We start from the raw sequence: 17,133 nt of genomic DNA, 5'->3' as shown, positions 1-17,133 counted from the left end.
GGAACGGGCGGCGGGCGGAGGTGCTCAGCGCCGGTTGGCGTGCTCCCGGCGGCGGGTGCGTTCCCGTCCCAGGATCCAGAGCGCCTCGACGCCGTCCTTCCAGGTGATCTTCTTGCCCTCTTCGCGCCCCCGGGCCCGGTAGCTGATCGGCACCTCGTACGGCCGGATCCGCCGGCGGAGCAGCTTGCCGGTCACCTCCGCCTCCATGCCGAAGCCCCGGGAGCGGACGTCCAGCGAGCGGTAGAGCGCCACCGGCAGCAGCTTGAAGCAGGTCTCCAGGTCGCCGATGTAGGAGTTGAACAGCACGTTCGCGGCGGTGGTGACGGCCTTGTTGCCCATCACGTACCAGAAGCTGTAGGCGCTGTGGCTGCCGAACGTCCGATTGCCGTAGACGACCGTCGCCCGCCCGTCCAGTACCGGGGCGAGCAGCTTGGGAATGTCCTGCGGGTCGTACTCCAGGTCGGCGTCGAGGATGACCATGTACTCACCCTCGGCGTTGTCGACGGCGGTCTTGATCGCCGCGCCCTTTCCCGCGTTGCGCGGGTGGGTGATCACCCGGACCCGGGAGTCGTCTGCCCGGCCGAGGATCTCTCCGGTACCATCGCGGCTACCGTCGTCGACGATGACAAGTTCGATCTCGCACGGGTAGTCGACCGCGAGAGCCTGCTTGAGGGCGTCCGCGATGCGTTCTTCCTCGTTGTAGACCGGCATGAGGATCGAGAGCTTCACGGGGATCTCCACGGTGCTGACGACGAATCGGGCCCTAGCCTAGCCTGATCGGCAGCCTTCACAATGCCTGGTGCCGAGCACGAGCGCAGGTGGGGGTCCTTCCGACGATCGTCGCCGGCCACGCGCCGTCCCGCAACGCCCCTCCGGTGACCTGGCACTTCCGACGTGTCGCGGGCCGCCCGGGGAGGACCGGGAGGGTCAACCGGCGAGTGCGGGGCGGAACTTCGGAACCCGGCCCGATCGGGTCGGCAGACCGCCGGGAGCGGGTCGCCGGGGCGGTACGGCCCGGACGCCACGGCCAGCCGGTGCGGTCACCGGTACGGGCGGTACGACGTCCACCGGGACGGGCGGTACGACGACCGGAGTGACCGTACGGAATGCCCGTGTTGTCATCTTCGCCCGAAACAGGTGATTGAACAGCGCGTCGAGCTGCCACATCTGACTGGGCCGGTCCGCCCGGATCAGGAACCGTTCCCGTACGCCGTCCACCGCGGTCGCGGCCAGTTCGACCGCCGACGTACGGGGATCCGGGGTCCAGGCGACGTTGCTGAGGTGCCGCAGTTCGGTGTTGAGGTGCAGCCGCAGCCGCTGCAGCACCCGGCTCTGCTCGGTCACCACCAGCCGGCGGTTGGTGAGCAGCAGCAGGTAGTTGTGTGTCGGCTGCTCGGGGCGGACACACCGGGCCACCAGCACGGCGGCGTCCCCGGCCTGCACGCAACTGCGCAGCACCGGCAGGTGCCGACTCGCGGTCGGGCTGGTCACCCCGGTCTCGGCGGCGGCCGGCAGGAACGTACGGACGAACACATCCATGCCCGTTTCAACGACACGCCGCCGGGGATGACGCGGCAGGACATGGACAAGAATGAGTTTATAGAAGTTCCACGATGGTGGCGTTCGCCATTCCGCCGCCCTCGCACATGGTCTGCAGGCCGTACCGGATGCCGTTGTCCCGCATGTGCTGCAGCATCGTGGTCATGATCCGGGCACCGGATCCGCCGAGCGGATGGCCGAGCGCGATGGCACCACCGCGCGGGTTGAGCCGGGCCGGATCCGCCTCCGTTTCGGCCAGCCAGGCCAGCGGCACCGGGGCGAACGCCTCGTTGACCTCGTACACCCCGATCTCCTCGATGCCGAGCCCGGCGCGGCGCAACGCCTTCGCGGTGGCCGGCATCGGCGCGGTGAGCATCAGCACCGGGTCGGCGGCGGCGACCACGGCGGTGTGGATCCGGGCCAGCGGCCGCAGACCGTGCCGCCCGGCCCACTCCGAACTGGTCACCGCGAGCGCGGCGGCGCCGTCGGAGATCTGCGAGGCGGAGCCGGCGGTGACCGACCCGTCCGCCCGGAACGGGGTGGGCAGTTCGGCCAGCCGGGCCAACGTCGTGTCCCGGCGGATGCCCTCGTCAGCGACCACCTTGGACCCGTCGGGTACGTCCACCGGGGTGATCTCGGGATCGAACGCACCGGCGTCCTGGGCGGCGGCCGCCTTTTCGTGGCTGGCCAACGCGAACTCGTCGAGCTGACGCCGGCTCAGTCCCCACTGCCGGGCGATCAGCTCGGCGCCGACCCCCTGGTTGAACGGCACCGGCTCGTCGGCGGCGAAGCCCTCCCGGTCGCGGTAACGGTTCCGGACCTGGTCGCCGTAGGGCAGCCCGACCAGCGTCGGGTCGGCGGCCGAAGGCGCGATGCTGCTGCCCATCGGCACCCGGGTCATCGACTCCACCCCGCCGGCGACCACCAGGTCCGCCTGGCCGGCCAGGACCGCCGCGGCGGCGAAGTGCAACGCCTGCTGGCTGGACCCGCACTGCCGGTCGAGCGTGGTGCCGGGCACCGACTCCGGCCAGCCCGCCGCGAGTACGGCGTTACGCCCGACGTTCCAGGCCTGCTCGCCGACCTGGGAGACACAGCCCCAGATCACGTCGTCCACGTCGCCCGGCTCCAGCCCGGTCCGCTCGGCGAGGGCGCGCAGCACCTGCGCCGACAGGTCGACCGGATGCACTCCGGAGAGGGCTCCCCGGCGCCGCCCGACCGGGGTCCGTACCGCACCGACGATGACCGCGTCCGCCATGTCTACTCCCCAGTAACTTGGCTGTCCCGATCGTACCCGTCCGCAGCGCCCGATCCCGCCCCGCGTGTTCCTGGCATCCTGGAGCCGTGCCTGCCGACCGCCACGACGAGCCGAACGTGAATCGCGACGCGCCAGACGACATGACCCCACGATGGCGGGTCCGACCGACCCTGCCGGTGGTGAAGTTCGGCGGCGCGGCGCTCCTCCTCGGACTCGGCACGTTCCTCGCCGCCAACGACAACGACCCGGTGCAACTCGGCATCGCGGTCCTCGCGGCCGCCGGCCTGCTGCTCTGGGGGATACGGGACCTGGCGGCACCGGTCCGACTCGCCGTCGACCCCGCCGGCATCACCGTGATCAGCGGGTACGCCGGCCGGCGGCACCTGCCGTGGACGGAGATCGAGCGGATCCGCGTCGACACCCGGACCCGCCTCGGACTGCGTACCGAGACGTTGGAGATCGACACCGGCGAGTCGCTGCACCTGCTCGGCCGCAACGACCTCGGCACGGAGCCGGCGGAGGTCGCCGACGTGCTGCACCGCTTCCGGGCGACGTACTCGACCGGCGTCACCGGCGAACCGCCCCGCTGAACGCCCGCGCCGGGCACCGGAGCACTGGACGCCCGCGCCGGGGCGCCGGAGCGCCCGGCGTACCGGAAGGGTCCGGAGTGTGCCGTGGCGCCGCCGGCCGGCCGGTCAGGCGAGCAGCGCGGCGGTCTGCATCAGGGTCAGCCCGGCCAGTACCAGCCCGATCACCACGCCACCGCCGGCCTGGAACAGGGTGCGTCGTACCCGTGGCGCGTAGGCCAGCACAAACGCCATCGCCGCCCCGGTCACCAGACCACCGAGATGCCCGGCGATGGAGATGCCCGGTACGGCGAAGGTGAAGACCAGGTTGACCACCAGGATCGGGATCACCGACGAGGTGTCCCGGCCCAGCCGACGCATGATCACGAAGAGCGCGGCGAAGAGTCCGAAGATCGCGGTCGAGGCGCCCACGGTCTGTGCCGTCGGATCGCTGAACAGGTACGCCGCGACGTTGCCACCGACCCCGGCGATCAGATAGAGCGCCAGGAACCGCAGCGGGCCGAGAGTCGCCTCCAGGCTCCGGCCCAGCACCCAGAGCGCCCACATGTTCAGGACCACGTGCAGGATCCCGTAGTGCAGGAACATCGCGGTGAAGAGCCGGTAGTACTCTCCGGCCGCGATCCCCTCCTGCGGACCGAGCGGGCCGAACGGGGCCCACAGACCGAGCACCGCCCCCCACCCGGTGAGCGGGGTCGACCCGCCGAGCAGGCCGCCGAGCCCGGCCCCGGCGACCGAGTCGCCGCCCCGGGCCGAGTAGATCGAGAGCAGCATCAACGCGACGTTGATACCGATGAGCACCTTGGTCACGTAGCCCTGGCGACCGGCGGCACCGCCTCCGAAGACGGTACGCACCGGCCGCTGGCTACGGCGACCCTCGGTCACACACTCCGGGCACTGGTGCCCGACCGAGGCCTCCCGCATGCAGTCCGGGCAGATCGGCCGCTCACACCGCGTACACCGGACGTACGTCTCCCGGGACGGGTGGCGGTAGCAGACCGGCGTGGTCGGCGGCGACTCGCTCATGCCGTCGCTCCGCTACGCTCCGCGCCGTCATGAGCCTGCTCCCAGAGCTTGCTGATTCGCTCGCTACGCTCGCTCATGCCGTCGCTCCGCTACGCTCCGCGCCGTCATGAGCCTGCTCCCAGAGCTTGCTGATTCGCTCGCTGCGCTCGCTCATGGAGGCAAAGGTACCTGGGATCGACGTCAGACGTCCTTGCGCTCAATCTCGACGCGCTCGATGACCACGTCCTGGATCGGGCGGTCCATCGCCCCGGTCGGAGTCTTCGAGATCGCCTCGACGACCTTCGCGGACTCCTCGTCGGCGACCTGGCCGAAGATGGTGTGCCGGTTGTTCAGGTGCGGGGTCGGCCCGACGGTGATGAAGAACTGCGAGCCGTTGGTGCCGGGGCCGGCGTTCGCCATCGCCAGCAGGTACGGACGGTCGAACCGCAGGTCCGGGTGGAACTCGTCGGCGAAGGTGTAACCCGGGCCACCGGTGCCGGTGCCGGTCGGGTCACCCATCTGGATCATGAACCCGCTGATCACCCGGTGCGAGATGGTGCCGTCGTAGTACGGCCCGCTGCCCGGCTGCCGGGTACGCGGGTCGGTGTACGGACGGGTCCCCTCGGCGAGTTCGACGAAGTTGCTGACGGTCTTCGGCGCGTGGTTCGGGAAGAGTTCCAGCCGGATCGCGCCGGCGTTGGTGTGCAGGGTCGCGTAGACGGCCTCGGCCACGAATGCTCCTTGTTCGATGTGTTCGATGTGTTCGCCGATCCGGCCGGGCCGGCCGGTCGGACCTCCCCGCCGGCACCCTGGTCGGGCCGGCGTACGGGCTGGTGGTTCCATGCGGATCCTCCCATGTGCCCGTTCTGCAGGTGCGGGCGCATCCGAGGGTGCAGGATGACGGAGGAACAACACCCAAGGAGGTGGGGACCGGTGTTCGGATTCGGGGGGCGCACTTCCCACAGGCAGCTCGTCAGGGACGAGCTGGGCGAGAGTCTCGATCATCTGGTGCGGGCGGCCAACCATGCCGCGTCGGGGGTCGGGGCGACGGTAGGGCCGCGGGCGTACGCCGCCCGGGACTACCTCTCGCCGACGGCGACCAGGGTACGGCGGACCGCGTCGGACGGTTGGGAATCGGCGGTTACCAGGGTCGCACCGTTGGCTGTGGCCGCCGCCGCTGGTGCCCGTCAGGCCGGCTCGGTTGCCCTTGAGGCGAGGTCGAAGAGAGTGAAAGCGATGCGGAAGAAGAAGTCGGTGCTGCGCCGACGCTGGCCGATGCTGACCGGGCTGCTGGTCGCGGGGGCGGTAGCCGGCGCGGTGGGGGCGGTGGCGATGCGCCGCCGGGAGCAGCAGCCGTGGGACGAGTACGACCCGGCCACGGCGTTGGACACCGTACGCGGGGACGCGGCGACGATCATGGGCAGCTCGGCGGGCGGCGCGGTACGGGAACCGGCCTCGCCGAAGTCCTCGCCGATGGAGAAGATGAAGGACCGCGCCGGCGCGGTCACGGAGAAGATCAGCGCCAGTACGGCGATGACCGACGGCGCCAAGAAGGCCGGGACCAAGAGCGAGCAGAAGTCGGACAACCTGCTCGGCAGTGCGCCGTCCCGCAACAGCAGCAGTTGATCGCGGGAACCGCGGCCCGGCCGGCACCGGGCGGACGAGACGACCGCGGCGCGGGGTGACGAGACACCGACCCCGCGCCGCGGCGTCGCGGCGTCGCGGGGTCAGAGCCAGCGGTTGCGCCGGAACCAGCGGTAGAGGCCGATCGAGATCGCCAGCATCAGGGTGAACACGACCGGATAGCCGTACTTCCACCTGGTCTCCGGCATGAAGTCGAAGTTCATCCCGTAGATCCCGGCGATCGCGGTCCAGACCGCGGCGATGGCGGCCCAGGCGGCGATCTTGCGCATGTCGTTGTTCTGGTCGACGGTCACCTGGGCCAGCCGGGCCTGCAGGATCGAGTTCAGCAGGTCGTCGTAGGAGTTGACCTGTTCGACCGTCCGGGTCAGGTGGTCCTGCACGTCCCGGAAGTACCGCCGGATCTCCTTCGGCACCTCCCGGTTCAGCTGCCCGGTGAGTGTCATCAGCGGACGTTGCAACGGAACGACGGCGCGCTTGAACTCGACCAGTTCCCGCTTCATCTGGTAGATCCGCTGGATCCGGCCGTGCGCCTGCCGGGCGAAGACCTCACTCTCCAGCACGTCCAGGTCGTCGCCGACCTGCTCGGTCACCTCCAGGTAGATGTCCACCACCCGGTCCATGACCGCGTACGCCACCGCCCACGGGCCCTGGCGGAGGATCTCCTGCCGGGATTCGAGGTCGGACCGGACCGGGGCGAGTCGGCAGGCGTCGCCGTGCCGGACGCTGATCACGAAGTCCGGGCCGATGAAGAGCATCACCTGGCCGGTCTCGATCACGTCGGTGTTCTCGGTCAGCTCACCGTGCCGGACATAGCGGACGGTACGCAGCACCAGGAAGGTGACCTCACCGAACCGTTCGAGTTTGGGGCGCTGCTCGGCCTTGACCGCGTCCTCGACCGCCAACTCGTGCAGCCCGTACGTCTCGGCGATGCCGGCCATCTCGGCCAGGCTCGGCTCGTGCAGCCCCACCCAGACGAAGGCGCCGGGCTGCTGCCGGGCGGCTTCCAGCGCGTCGGCGTGGTTCCAGTCCCCGGTCTGCCGGACCCCGTCGACGTAGAGGCCGCAGTCGACCACGCCACCGTGCCCGGGGCGGTCCTGCCGCACCGGGGCCCGCTGGGCGGTCACCTCGGTGTTGAGCATCCGGCTCACCGCCCGGACCGGCGCGGTCCAGGCGCGGGATCTCGACCGGCCGCGTCCGTTGGCTGGCGCCTGATCGTGATCGACTCGATCCGACATGGTCACCGCCCCCCTCCGACCGCAGTTCGGTGCGCGTTGCAGCGTACGCCGCCGAAGCGAACGGACCGAAACGTCGCGGGGTCGGCGCCGGGTGGACCGTCCACGTCGGGGGGGTGAGGTGCGGACGGCCCACCCGGCACCTTGGGGGGCGGGGGTATTGTCTCCGGGCGCTTCTCCCGACCGGTCGATCCGCTGACCCGCCGGCCCGGGACACACCCGTCGGCGCCAGCTGTCGACCTTGACGCGAGTAGCGCTCGCAGCATTGTGAGCCGCTTACCCACCCGTAGGGAACCCCGGAACGCCAGCTGGGCACTTTTGTCGACTATCCGACAGAAGTGCCCAGCTGCGTCGCTCGTCCGCTATGCGTCGGCCAGCCCGTCCGGCCTCGCCAGCTAGCCGCGTACCGCCCGGACGGCGTCGGCGAGTCGACGGACACCCTCGTCGATCTGCTCCGGCGTCACCGCCGAGTACGCCAGCCGCAGCGAGTGCTCGCCACCCTCGGGCAGGAAGTCACTGCCCTTCACCACCGTCACGCCCCGCTCCGTCGCCGCCGGCACCAGCTCGTCCGCGTGCACGTCCTCCGGCAGTTCGATCCAGAGGAAGTAGCCGCCGTTCGGTTCGGTGAACCGGACGTCCGGGATGTACTGCCGGAGCGCCGTGGCCAACGCGGTGGCCCGCTCGCCGAGCGCGCCGCTGACCTTGCGGATCGAACGGTCGACGTCCCCGGAGACGCAGAACTGGTGCACGATCGCCTGCGCCACCATGCCCGGCGAGATGTAGAGGTTGGTCGCCTGCTTCGCGATGTCGGCGATCAGGCCGGCCGGCCCGACCAGGTAGCCGACCCGTACCCCGGGGCAGATCGTCTTGGTGAAGCTGGAGGCGTGCACGACGTTGTCCCCGTCGTCCAGGGTCAACATCGAGGGCAGCGACTCGCCCCGGAACCGGACGTCCGCGTACGGGTCGTCCTCGAAGATCGTGAAGTTGTACTCCGCGGCCAGGTCGATCAGTGCCCGCCGCTTCTCCAGCGAGAGGGTGACCCCGGCCGGGTTCTGGAAGTTCGGGATGATGTGCGCCAGCTTCGGGCGGAGCCCGGAGCCCAGCAGGTTGGCCAGCTCCGTGGTGTCGATGCCGTCCGGTTCGATGGTGACCGCGTGCACCTTGCTCCCCATCCGCTGCAGGTTGAGCAGCGTCCGGTCGTAGGTCGGCCGTTCCACCACCACCGCGTCACCGGGCGAGACGAGGTGCTGGAACAGGAACGCGTCGGCCTGCAGCGAGCCGTTGGTGACCAGCACCTGGTCGACGTCGACCCCGTGCTTCTCAGCGATCCACCTGCGCAGGGGCGGATACCCGACGGAGGTGCCGTACCCGGTGATGCCGGCCGGGTCGGCGTCGAAGGCTCGTCCGGCGGCCGCCTTGAGCCCGTCGATGTCGACAATGTCCAGCGACGGCGCACCACGGGCGAACGAGATCAGCTGCTCGACAGTCATGACTACCCAGCGTACGGCCGCCGTCGGCGTCCGGGGCGCAGGCATGGCAATGTCCGAATCCTGAGCAGCCGCCGCGCGGCGCCCTCGTCGAACCGAGCCGGTCCGGCACGGTCCGACCCGCCGCGACCGGCCGGTAACCGGCGGCCCGGCGGCGGCCCGGCGACGGGAACTAATCTCGACGGGTGCCCACCGAGTCCGAGCCCCTGCGCTGCGCCGGAGCGCTCGTCGTCGACGACGACGGGCGGATCTTCTTCCAGCGGCGGTCCCCCCACCGGAAGCTCTTCCCCAACACCTGGGACATCGTCGGCGGCCACCTCGAACCAGGCGAGACCGTCGAGGAGGCGCTGTTGCGCGAGGTGACCGAGGAGACCGGCTGGCACGTGTCGCTGGTGCTCGGTCTGGTCGGCGAGTACACCTACACCGGCACCGACGGCATCGACCGGATCGAGACCGACTTTCTCGTCCGGGTCGACGGCGACCTGTCCCGGCCCCGGCTCGAAGCCGGCAAGCACACCGAGTTCCGTTGGCTCACCGAGGCGGAGACCGGGGTCCTCGACGAGCACCGGGAGCCCGGCGACGGAGTGATCCGGGAGATCGCCGAGGACGGCTTCCGCGCCCTGCGTCTGCTCGGCCTGTGAACCCGTACCCCGGGTCTGAGCGGGCGGTGGGTCCGCACGCCGTCTCCGACCGGCACGTACCGGTGCCCGTTCCGGTGCCGGTGCAGGAGGGCGTCCCGCTCGCGCCGCACCAGGCGGCCGGGCTGGTCTGGCCGGCCGTCGACCGGGTCTTCCGGTCCGGGATGGCCGCCGCCGGCGACCGGGGCGGGGCGGAGCTGCGCCAACGCTACGGCGGTCCGTCGGCGATCGGTTTCCTGGTCGACTTCCGGACCCGGCTGGCCGCCCCCGGCGGATTCATCAGCGGCCGGCAACTGGCCGCCCTGACCCGGTACGCCGACCAGGCCGAATGCCAGCGTTACCTGGACAAACAGGTCGCACACGGCATGATCCACCGCCAGGACGACGGGATCTGCGCCACCGACCGGGGCCGGGCGTACCTGACCGAGTTGTACGAGTTGCACGCCCGGGTGACCGAGGAGATCTGGAGCGAACACACCGAGCGGGTGCAGCGCCTGGTCGGCGTCCTCGGTCGACTGCTCGCCGCCGCGCTCGACGGACCGCCGCCGGGTGCCGCCACCCCGCCGGCGCCCTCCGGTCACCTGCCACCGCCGGTGATCCGGCAACCGGGCGTCGCCCCGGCGCCCCGGCGACCGGGTGGGCCGGAGCACCGTGACGGCGCCTTCGACGCCATGGCACCGCCGTACGAACCGGACGGCACCCCACCCGGGTTACTGCTGCTCAACCGGCTCGGCACGCTCCGCTACCACCGGGCCGACGCGCACGCCGCGGCCTGGCAGGCGGCCGGGCACACCGCCCGGAGCATCGTCGCGCTCGCCCCCGGGCCGGAGCGGCTCGCGATCGAGTTGGAGACCGACCGGCGGGCGGCCGGCCCGTACGCCGTACTCACCCCGCCGGAGCGCCTGCAACTCCTCGCCGACCTGGCCGCGCTGCCCGGCTGAGCCCGCCCGACCAGCCGGGACGTTCGGTACCTCCATCGACGTCCGTACCGACCTGGGTTGGTTCCGCGTTTGCCGGGAATTCGTTCTCCCGTCACACGGCGCTATCCTCCCTGCGGTGGCGGCTGTCGTGAGGAGGATCGACGGAATGATCGGTTTGGTGCTCGCCGCGGGCGCCGGGCGCAGGCTGCGCCCGTACACGGACAGCCTTCCCAAGGCACTCGTTCCCGTCGACGGCGAGACGACGATCCTCGACATCGCGCTGCGCAACCTCGCCGAGGTCGGGTTGACCGACGTCACCGTGGTGGTCGGCTACGCCGCCGAGGCCGTCCGGGCCCGGCAGGCCGCCCTGCAGGACCGGTACGGGGTGAAACTCACCCTGGTCCAGAACGACCGGGCCGAGGAGTGGAACAACGCGTACTCGCTCTGGCTGGCCCGGGAACACTTCGCCCAGGGCGCGCTGCTGGTCAACGGCGACACGGTGCACCCGGTCAGCGTGGAGCGGACCCTGCTCGCCCAGCGTGGCCCCGGCATCCTGCTCGCCGTCGACACCCTGAAGAAGCTGGCCGACGAGGAGATGAAGACCGTCTTCGACGGCCGTGGCCAGCTCACCCGGATCACCAAGGAGATGGAGCCGGCCGAGGCGTACGGGGAGTACATCGGCGCGACCCTGATCGAACCGCACGTCGCCGCCGACCTCGCCGACGCGTTGGAGACAACGTGGCGGCGCGACCCCAACCTCTACTACGAGGACGGCTACCAGGAGTACGCCGACCGGGGCGGCGAGGTCCGGGCGGCGCCGATCGGCGACGTCTCCTGGGTCGAGGTCGACAACCACGACGACCTGGCCCGAGCCCGGGAGATCGCATGCCTCTACTGACCCGTACGGTCAACACCCCGCTCGCCATCGACGTACGCCGAGGGGCGGTCGCGGACCTCGGGCCGCTGCTCGCCGACCGGCGGATCTCGGCCGGCGGCGAGGTGGCGGTGGTGGTCGGCCCCGGGCAGGGCGAACGGATCGCCGAGCTGTGCCGGCCGGGGCTGGGCAAGGCCGAGGTCTTCACCGTCGCCGGCGGCACCCTCGACGCCGCGTTGGAACTCGGCGAACGGCTGCGTCGCCGCAACTACGACGCGGTGGTCGGGATCGGCGGCGGCAAGACCATCGACACCGCCAAGTACGCCGCCTCCCGGTACGCCCTGCCGATGGTGAGCGTGGCGACCAGCCTGGCCAACGACGGGATCGCCTCCCCGGTCGCCTCGCTGGACCACGAGGGCGGCAAGGGCTCGTACGGCGTACAGATCCCGATCGCCGTCGTGGTCGACCTCGACTTCGTGGAGAACGGCCCGGACCGGCAGACCCAGGCCGGGATCGGTGACGCGCTCAGCAACCTGAGCGCGGTCGCGGACTGGGAACTCGCCCACCGGGTACGCGCCGAGCCGATCGACGGGCTCGCCGTGACGCTGGCCCGGACCGGGGCGGAGGCACTGGTCAACCACCCCGGCAAGATCACCGACGACGCCTTCCTCACCACCCTCGCCGAGGCGCTGATCCTGGGTGGACTGGCGATGTCGGTCAGCGGGTCGAGCCGGCCGGCCAGCGGCGGCTGCCACGAGATCTCACACGCCCTCGACGAGCTCCACCCGGGCGCCGGTTCGCACGGCGAGCAGGTCGGGCTCGGCGCGCTCTTCTGCACGTACCTCCGGGGTGACCTCGAACGGTTCGCCCAGCTGGCCTCCTGCCTGCACCGGCACGGGCTGGCCACCACCCCCGCCGACCTGGGACTGTCCGACGAGGACTTCGTCGCGGCGGTGCACCACGCACCGTGCACCCGGCCGGGCCGGTACACGATTCTTGAACACCTCGACCTCCCCCGGGACGTGATTGGTGAACGGCTGGCAAACTACGTCGATGCAATCCGTGAACACCTCGGCTGAGCCCACGTTGACGCCGTCGCCGACCGCCGCCGACTTCTACCGGGTCAACCGGGGCGGTGGGCTGTTCAGCGAGGCGCTCAGCCAGCGGCTCGGTGCCGGCCTGTCCGTGGCCGCGCACCGGCTGGGGCTGCCACCGACCGCGCTCACCATCGCCAACCTGCTGCTCGGGCTGGCGGTCTCGGCGACCGTGGTGGCGCTGGCCGACCGGGTCGCGGCCGGGTCGGTACCGGCCTGGCCGGTCGGGTTGCTGGCGCTCGTCGGCTGGCAGTTGGCGTACGCCCTGGACTGCGCGGACGGGCAGCTCGCCCGGGTCACCGGGCAGGGCAGCGCGGCGGGCGCCCGGGTGGACGTACTCTGCGACGTGGCGGCACAGATCGCCCTGGTCACCGCCCTGTCGGCGACCGCGCTGGCGCAGCGCCCGTCGACTCCGATCTGGCTGATCGCCGCGTTCGCCGGCACCTGGATGGTCAACCTGGTGACCTCGGTGATGCAGGCCGGGCCGAACGCGGCCAGCATGGTCACCTCGACCTCGCTGCCGGTCCGGCTGGTCAAGCTGATCCGGGACTACGGTGCGGTGATCTTCGTGGCCGGGCTGGTGCTGGCCCTGCTGCCGTCCTGGACGATCTGGCTGATCGCCGCGTTCACCATCGTCAACGGCGGCTTCCTGGTGGCCAGCATCACCTTCTCGGCCCGCGCCTCACTGCGCTGACGCCGTCGACGCCGCCGCACTGTGCTGAGCTGGCCGCGCGCCCGGCTGCGCTGAGGTGTTAGGAAGGGCCCCCTCCTATACAAGAAGCGATAGGAAGGGGCCCTTCCTTACATCTTGGCGTAGATGTCGAGGAGTTGGCCGGTGACCACGTCGGGGTGGAAGGTGCGCTGGTAGCGGGCCCGGGCGTGCGGGGCGAGACTGGCGGCGGCGGCCCGGGCGGTGGGCAGGGCGGCGGCCAGGGCGGCCGGGTCGGCCGGGACGAGCCAGCCGGCCTCGCCGGTGGAGAGGGCCGACCCGGCCGCGACGGCGGGCTCGTCGGCGCCGATCAGGTACGGGATGCCGCCGAGCGCCGTGCCGAGCACCGGGCGACCGGCGGCGAGCGCCTCGATCACCACCGTCGGCAGTACGTCGTGCCAGGTCGGCACGGTGAGCACCACGGCGGCGGAACGCAGCGCGGCAGCCACCCCGGCCCGGTCGAGCGGGCCGAGAAACTCGACGTCGGCGCGTTGCGCGGCGGCCTCCTCGGCCAGCGGGCGCAGCTCGCCGTCGCCGGCGATGCGCAGCGGACCGAGCGCGCCGTCCGGGTGCCGGCGCCAGGCGTCGAGCAGCAGCCCGACCCCCTTCTCCGGGGAGAGCCGGCCGAAGAAGAGGAAGCCGTCACCGAGCGGCGGCGGTGGTCCGGGGTCCGGAATCGCGTTCGGCTTGACCACGATCCGGTCGTCCGGGATGCCGTAGTCGCGCAGGTGGTTGGCGATGCCGGAGGTGAGCGCGATGTAGCGGTCCACCGAGCGCCAGGTCGGCCGGTGTACGGCGAGGGTGGTCGCCATCAACGCGCTCTGCGCCCGGGACCCCCGGTAGCAGCGGTGCACGATCGCCGGCACGCCCAGCGCCCGGCCCCGGCAGTCCTGGCAGATCCGGCCGTCCCGGAAGTAGAGCCCGGAGGAACAGACCTGGCGGTAGTTGTGCACCGTCTGCACCACCGGCACCCGGTGCTTGTGCGCGGTCCGGACCACCCACGGCGAGAGCAGCGGGTACGGGTTGTGCAGGTGCAGCACGTCCGGCCGGTGCTCGGTGATCAGCCGGCTCAGCTCCTGCTGCGCCCGGGGTGCGTAGATCGGCGAGAGCGGCAGCAGCGCCTTGTCGGTGCCGGAGAACCGGGCGATCTCGTCGGAGGAGCGCAGGAAGGGCAGTACCTCCACCCCGGCCGCTTCGAGCTGGCCGATCTCCTGGTCGACGATGGTGTTCTCACCGGACGGCTGTGCCTCCCGGTACCGGTTGTGCGCAACGATCACCCGCACGCCGATTCGCCCCTTATCCGCGGCCTGGCCGCACCAGTTGCGGGCGCGTGTGGGTCGCGTCCGCGGGATTGAACGCTACCTTTTATCTCGTGCCTGAGTTACCGGAGGTGGAGGCCCTCGCCGGCTACCTGCGCGAGCGGGCGGTCGGGCATCGGGTCGACCGGATCGAGGTCGCCGCGATCAGCGCCCTGAAGACGTACGACCCGCCGCCGTCGGCCGCGGCGGGGCGGTCCGTCGTGGGCGCCGGCCGGCACGGCAAGTTCCTGGACGTGATCCTCGGGGACGGGGACGGGGACCGGCTGCATCTGGTGGTGCACCTGGCCCGGGCGGGTTGGCTGCACTACCGGGAGTCGTTCAACTCGGCGACGCCGCTGAAACCGGGCAAGGGCCCGATCGCGCTGCGGGTACGCCTCGACGACGGGTCCGGTTTCGACCTGACCGAGGCCGGTACGCAGAAGAAGCTCGCCGCGTACCTGGTGACCGATCCGGAACAGGTGCCCGGGGTCGGTCGCCTCGGGCCGGACGTGCTCGCCGTCGACCCGGCGACCTTCGCCGAGCGGCTGCGTGGCCGCAAGGGGCAGGTGAAGGGGGTACTGACCGACCAGGAGGTGCTGGCCGGGGTCGGCAACGCGTACTCGGACGAGATCCTGCACGCGGCGAAGCTGTCACCGTTCGCGTTGACCAACCGGCTCACCGACGAGCAGTTGGCGGTGCTGCACAGCGCGACCCGGGAGGTGCTCGGCGACGCGGTGACCCGGTCGATGGGGCAGCGGGCGGCGGAGCTGAAGGGGGAGAAGCGGGCCGGGCTGCGGGTGCACAACCGGACCGGGCTGCCCTGTCCGGTCTGCGGCGACACCATCCGTGAGGTGTCGTTCGCCGACTCCAGCCTGCAGTACTGCCCGACCTGTCAGACCGGGGGCAAACCGCTGGCCGACCGACGGCTGTCCCGGCTCGTCCGCTGACGTCGCGGGCGGGCACCGGACGGCGTCCTGGCCGGTGAGCGATTCTGCTTGTACGTTGAGTAGTCCCGGCCCGTAACCGGGGTCAAAAACGCCCAGCTGGCGATGAACCGGCCACCTCCGGGCTCTACCGTCACGCCTGTCCATCGGTATAGTGGCCCGGTCTGCGACTCCGCTTTCGAGGCGGCCGGCTCTCGTTGCTGGCGGAGCGGGCGGCGTACTGTCCCTCGGGTCGGCGTCCCCGTGGGGCCTGCATGGGAGAGACTGTGACAGTGGGCGACCCGAGCCCTTATGGCGAATGGGCGGCACGTGTCATGCGGGAGGACGTGGGTGAGGTGACGACAAGCCTCCAGCGCCCGATAAGCGGCACGGGCCAGCCCAATACGCTGCGGCACGTCGACAGCTTCGAGATCCAGCCGCCGACCGCTCCGCAGCCCAACGGTGTGCCGCGTTCCGCGTGGGCGCGGGCCCGACGCCGGGTGTCCCGCTGGCACCGCCCGTACGTCGCGGTGCTGCTGCTGCTCGACTTCGGGGCGACGGTGCTGGCCAGCTGGATCGCGATCCAGTGGTTCGACCAGGCGGCGGCCGGCTTCCGGGACGCGGACAAGGACCCCACCTGGTTCCACACCGTCTCGTACCTGCTGCTTCCGCTCGGCTGGCTGGTCATCCTCTGGGCCAACGGCGCGTACGACCGGCGCTATCTGGGGCTCGGCACCGACGAGTTCAAACGGGTGACCCGGGCCGCGGTGGCGGTCGCGGCGAGTGTCTCCTTCCTCGCCTTCGCCACCAAGACCGACCTGTCCCGGTACACCGTCGGCACCGCACTGCTCGGCACGCTGCTGTTGATCCTGCTCGCCCGTTACCTGGCCCGGATGGTGCTGCACACGGTCCGCCGGCACGGCGGCACGGCCACCCAGCGGATGGTGCTGGTCGGCACGCTGCCGGAGGCGATGGAGGTCTACACGGCGGTCAGCCGCAGCCCGTCCGCCGGGCTCGTCCCGGTGGCGATCCACCTGACCGACGGCTACGCGGCCGCCCGGGGCATCCAGACCCCGATCCCGGTGTACGCCGGCCGCGACATCCTGTCGCTGGTCCGCGAGGTCGGCGCCGACACGATCGCGGTCTGCGGCTCGGCCAGCACCGAGCCCGGTGAACTGCGCCGGATCGCCTGGCAGTTGGAGGGCTCCGGGGTCGACCTGATCGTGGCGCCGCAGCTCACCGACATCGCCGGTCCCCGGGTGCACATCCGGCCGATCGAGGGCCTGCCGCTGCTGCACGTCGAGGAGCCGACCCTCTCCGGCCCGGCGCTGCTGGCCAAGAACCTGCTGGACCGGTGTGCGGCCGGGTTCGGACTGCTGCTGCTCCTTCCGCTGTTCATCGCGATCGCCCTGGCGATCCGGATCTCCGATCCGGGGCCGGTCTTCTTCCGGCAGCCCCGGGTCGGCCACGAGGGTCGGACGTTCCGGGTCTGGAAGTTCCGGACCATGTACGTCGACGCGGAGCAGCGGCTCGCCAGTCTGGTCGACCAGAACGAGACCGACGGCATGCTGTTCAAGATCAAGAATGATCCCCGGGTCTTCGCCGCCGGACGGTTCCTCCGGGCCAGTTCCCTGGACGAGCTGCCGCAGCTGATCAACGTGCTCTGGGGCGAGATGTCCCTGGTCGGCCCACGGCCGCTGCCCGCCGACGACGGCGACTTCCTCGGCGACGTACGGCGCCGGCTGCTGGTCCGCCCCGGCATCACCGGCCTCTGGCAGGTCTCCGGCCGCTCCGACCTCTCCTGGGACGAGGCGGTCCGGCTCGACCTCTACTACGTCGACAACTGGTCGCTGGCGTACGACCTGAGCATCCTCTGGCGCACCATCGGGGTCGTACTGGCCCGCAAGGGCGCGTACTGATCCGATCGGCCG

General features: G+C 71.3%; 16 protein-coding genes and 1 pseudogene. 9 read left to right on the top strand and 8 right to left on the bottom strand.

Features of this window, described 5'->3' with window-relative positions; translation table 11 throughout:
• Positions 1-24: 24 nt before the first annotated feature.
• The 3 genes and pseudogenes from V1633_RS08975 to V1633_RS08965 all read right to left on the bottom strand — a co-directional run bounded on the left by V1633_RS08975 (position 25) and on the right by V1633_RS08965 (position 2,794).
• Positions 25-729, bottom strand: a complete 705-nt coding sequence (locus V1633_RS08975; RefSeq protein WP_331213713.1) for a glycosyltransferase family 2 protein — start codon at positions 727-729, stop codon at positions 25-27.
• 398 nt (positions 730-1,127) lie between these two features.
• A pseudogene (locus tag V1633_RS08970) lies at positions 1,128-1,539 on the bottom strand (hypothetical protein); the annotation flags it as partial.
• 58 nt (positions 1,540-1,597) lie between these two features.
• Positions 1,598-2,794 carry a thiolase family protein gene (locus V1633_RS08965; RefSeq protein WP_331213712.1) on the bottom strand — a complete coding sequence of 399 codons (1,197 nt, stop codon included), beginning with the start codon at positions 2,792-2,794 and terminating at the stop codon, positions 1,598-1,600.
• Positions 2,795-2,934: 140 nt separating this feature from the next.
• Here V1633_RS08965 and V1633_RS08960 point away from each other — a divergent pair, with 140 nt between their 5' ends.
• Positions 2,935-3,384 carry a PH domain-containing protein gene (locus tag V1633_RS08960; RefSeq protein WP_331213828.1) on the top strand — a complete coding sequence of 150 codons (450 nt, stop codon included), beginning with the start codon at positions 2,935-2,937 and terminating at the stop codon, positions 3,382-3,384.
• A gap of 105 nt (positions 3,385-3,489) precedes the next feature.
• Here V1633_RS08960 and V1633_RS08955 read toward each other — a convergent pair whose 3' ends face one another.
• Both V1633_RS08955 and V1633_RS08950 read right to left on the bottom strand, forming a co-directional pair.
• On the bottom strand, positions 3,490-4,404 hold the full coding sequence (locus V1633_RS08955; RefSeq protein ID WP_331213711.1) for a rhomboid family intramembrane serine protease: 915 nt from the start codon (positions 4,402-4,404) through the stop codon (positions 3,490-3,492).
• Positions 4,405-4,584: 180 nt separating this feature from the next.
• Complete coding sequence (locus V1633_RS08950) at positions 4,585-5,115, bottom strand: peptidylprolyl isomerase (RefSeq protein ID WP_331213710.1); 531 nt, start codon at positions 5,113-5,115, stop codon at positions 4,585-4,587.
• Positions 5,116-5,619: 504 nt separating this feature from the next.
• Here V1633_RS08950 and V1633_RS08945 point away from each other — a divergent pair.
• Positions 5,620-6,009, top strand: a complete 390-nt coding sequence (locus V1633_RS08945; RefSeq protein ID WP_331213709.1) for a hypothetical protein — start codon at positions 5,620-5,622, stop codon at positions 6,007-6,009.
• 101 nt (positions 6,010-6,110) lie between these two features.
• On the opposite strand, the gene corA is transcribed toward V1633_RS08945, so the two are convergent.
• On the bottom strand, positions 6,111-7,262 hold the full coding sequence (gene corA, locus V1633_RS08940) for a magnesium/cobalt transporter CorA (protein ID WP_331213708.1): 1,152 nt from the start codon (positions 7,260-7,262) through the stop codon (positions 6,111-6,113).
• 392 nt (positions 7,263-7,654) lie between these two features.
• Positions 7,655-8,749, bottom strand: a complete 1,095-nt coding sequence (locus V1633_RS08935; protein WP_331213707.1) for an aminotransferase-like domain-containing protein — start codon at positions 8,747-8,749, stop codon at positions 7,655-7,657.
• Positions 8,750-8,931: 182 nt separating this feature from the next.
• On the opposite strand from V1633_RS08935, the gene V1633_RS08930 reads away from it, so the two are divergent.
• From V1633_RS08930 to V1633_RS08910, 5 genes are all read left to right on the top strand, one after another.
• Positions 8,932-9,387, top strand: a complete 456-nt coding sequence (locus V1633_RS08930) for an NUDIX hydrolase (protein ID WP_331213706.1) — start codon at positions 8,932-8,934, stop codon at positions 9,385-9,387.
• A complete protein-coding gene (locus V1633_RS08925) occupies positions 9,384-10,325 on the top strand; it encodes a hypothetical protein (protein WP_331213705.1) in 942 nt (313 codons plus the stop codon). The genes V1633_RS08930 and V1633_RS08925 overlap by 4 nt, the downstream gene beginning before the upstream one ends.
• 145 nt (positions 10,326-10,470) lie before the next feature.
• On the top strand, positions 10,471-11,202 hold the full coding sequence (locus V1633_RS08920) for a phosphocholine cytidylyltransferase family protein (RefSeq protein WP_331213827.1): 732 nt from the start codon (positions 10,471-10,473) through the stop codon (positions 11,200-11,202).
• Complete coding sequence (locus V1633_RS08915; RefSeq protein ID WP_331213704.1) at positions 11,190-12,257, top strand: iron-containing alcohol dehydrogenase family protein; 1,068 nt, start codon at positions 11,190-11,192, stop codon at positions 12,255-12,257. The genes V1633_RS08920 and V1633_RS08915 overlap by 13 nt, the downstream gene beginning before the upstream one ends.
• Positions 12,241-12,966, top strand: a complete 726-nt coding sequence (locus V1633_RS08910; RefSeq protein ID WP_331213826.1) for a CDP-alcohol phosphatidyltransferase family protein — start codon at positions 12,241-12,243, stop codon at positions 12,964-12,966. Before V1633_RS08915 ends, V1633_RS08910 begins: the two co-directional genes overlap by 17 nt.
• 107 nt (positions 12,967-13,073) lie before the next feature.
• Here V1633_RS08910 and V1633_RS08905 read toward each other — a convergent pair whose 3' ends face one another.
• Positions 13,074-14,264, bottom strand: a complete 1,191-nt coding sequence (locus V1633_RS08905) for a glycosyltransferase (protein ID WP_331213703.1) — start codon at positions 14,262-14,264, stop codon at positions 13,074-13,076.
• Positions 14,265-14,353: 89 nt separating this feature from the next.
• On the opposite strand from V1633_RS08905, the gene V1633_RS08900 reads away from it, so the two are divergent.
• On the top strand, positions 14,354-15,226 hold the full coding sequence (locus V1633_RS08900; protein ID WP_331213702.1) for an Fpg/Nei family DNA glycosylase: 873 nt from the start codon (positions 14,354-14,356) through the stop codon (positions 15,224-15,226).
• Positions 15,227-15,609: 383 nt separating this feature from the next.
• Positions 15,610-17,121: a sugar transferase gene (locus V1633_RS08895; protein ID WP_331213825.1), complete on the top strand. Its 1,512-nt coding sequence runs from the start codon at positions 15,610-15,612 to the stop codon at positions 17,119-17,121.
• Positions 17,122-17,133 lie beyond the last annotated feature (12 nt).

Source organism: Plantactinospora sonchi (genome assembly GCF_036422035.1).
Taxonomy (GTDB): Bacteria; Actinomycetota; Actinomycetes; order Mycobacteriales; family Micromonosporaceae; genus Plantactinospora; species Plantactinospora sonchi.
This window is presented reverse-complemented; position numbering and strand designations above follow the sequence as displayed.

Excerpts from the sequence above, each read along its gene's own strand:
- V1633_RS08965 (WP_331213712.1), bottom strand. The coding sequence starts at position 2,794 with ATGGCGGACGCGGTCATCGTCGGTGCGGTACGGACCCCGGTCGGGCGG.
- V1633_RS08960 (WP_331213828.1), top strand. The coding sequence starts at position 2,935 with ATGACCCCACGATGGCGGGTCCGACCGACCCTGCCGGTGGTGAAGTTC.
- V1633_RS08955 (WP_331213711.1), bottom strand. The coding sequence starts at position 4,404 with ATGAGCGAGTCGCCGCCGACCACGCCGGTCTGCTACCGCCACCCGTCC.
- V1633_RS08945 (WP_331213709.1), top strand. The coding sequence starts at position 5,620 with ATGCGGAAGAAGAAGTCGGTGCTGCGCCGACGCTGGCCGATGCTGACC.
- corA (WP_331213708.1), bottom strand. The coding sequence starts at position 7,262 with ATGTCGGATCGAGTCGATCACGATCAGGCGCCAGCCAACGGACGCGGC.
- V1633_RS08935 (WP_331213707.1), bottom strand. The coding sequence starts at position 8,749 with ATGACTGTCGAGCAGCTGATCTCGTTCGCCCGTGGTGCGCCGTCGCTG.
- V1633_RS08920 (WP_331213827.1), top strand. The coding sequence starts at position 10,471 with ATGATCGGTTTGGTGCTCGCCGCGGGCGCCGGGCGCAGGCTGCGCCCG.
- V1633_RS08915 (WP_331213704.1), top strand. The coding sequence starts at position 11,190 with ATGCCTCTACTGACCCGTACGGTCAACACCCCGCTCGCCATCGACGTA.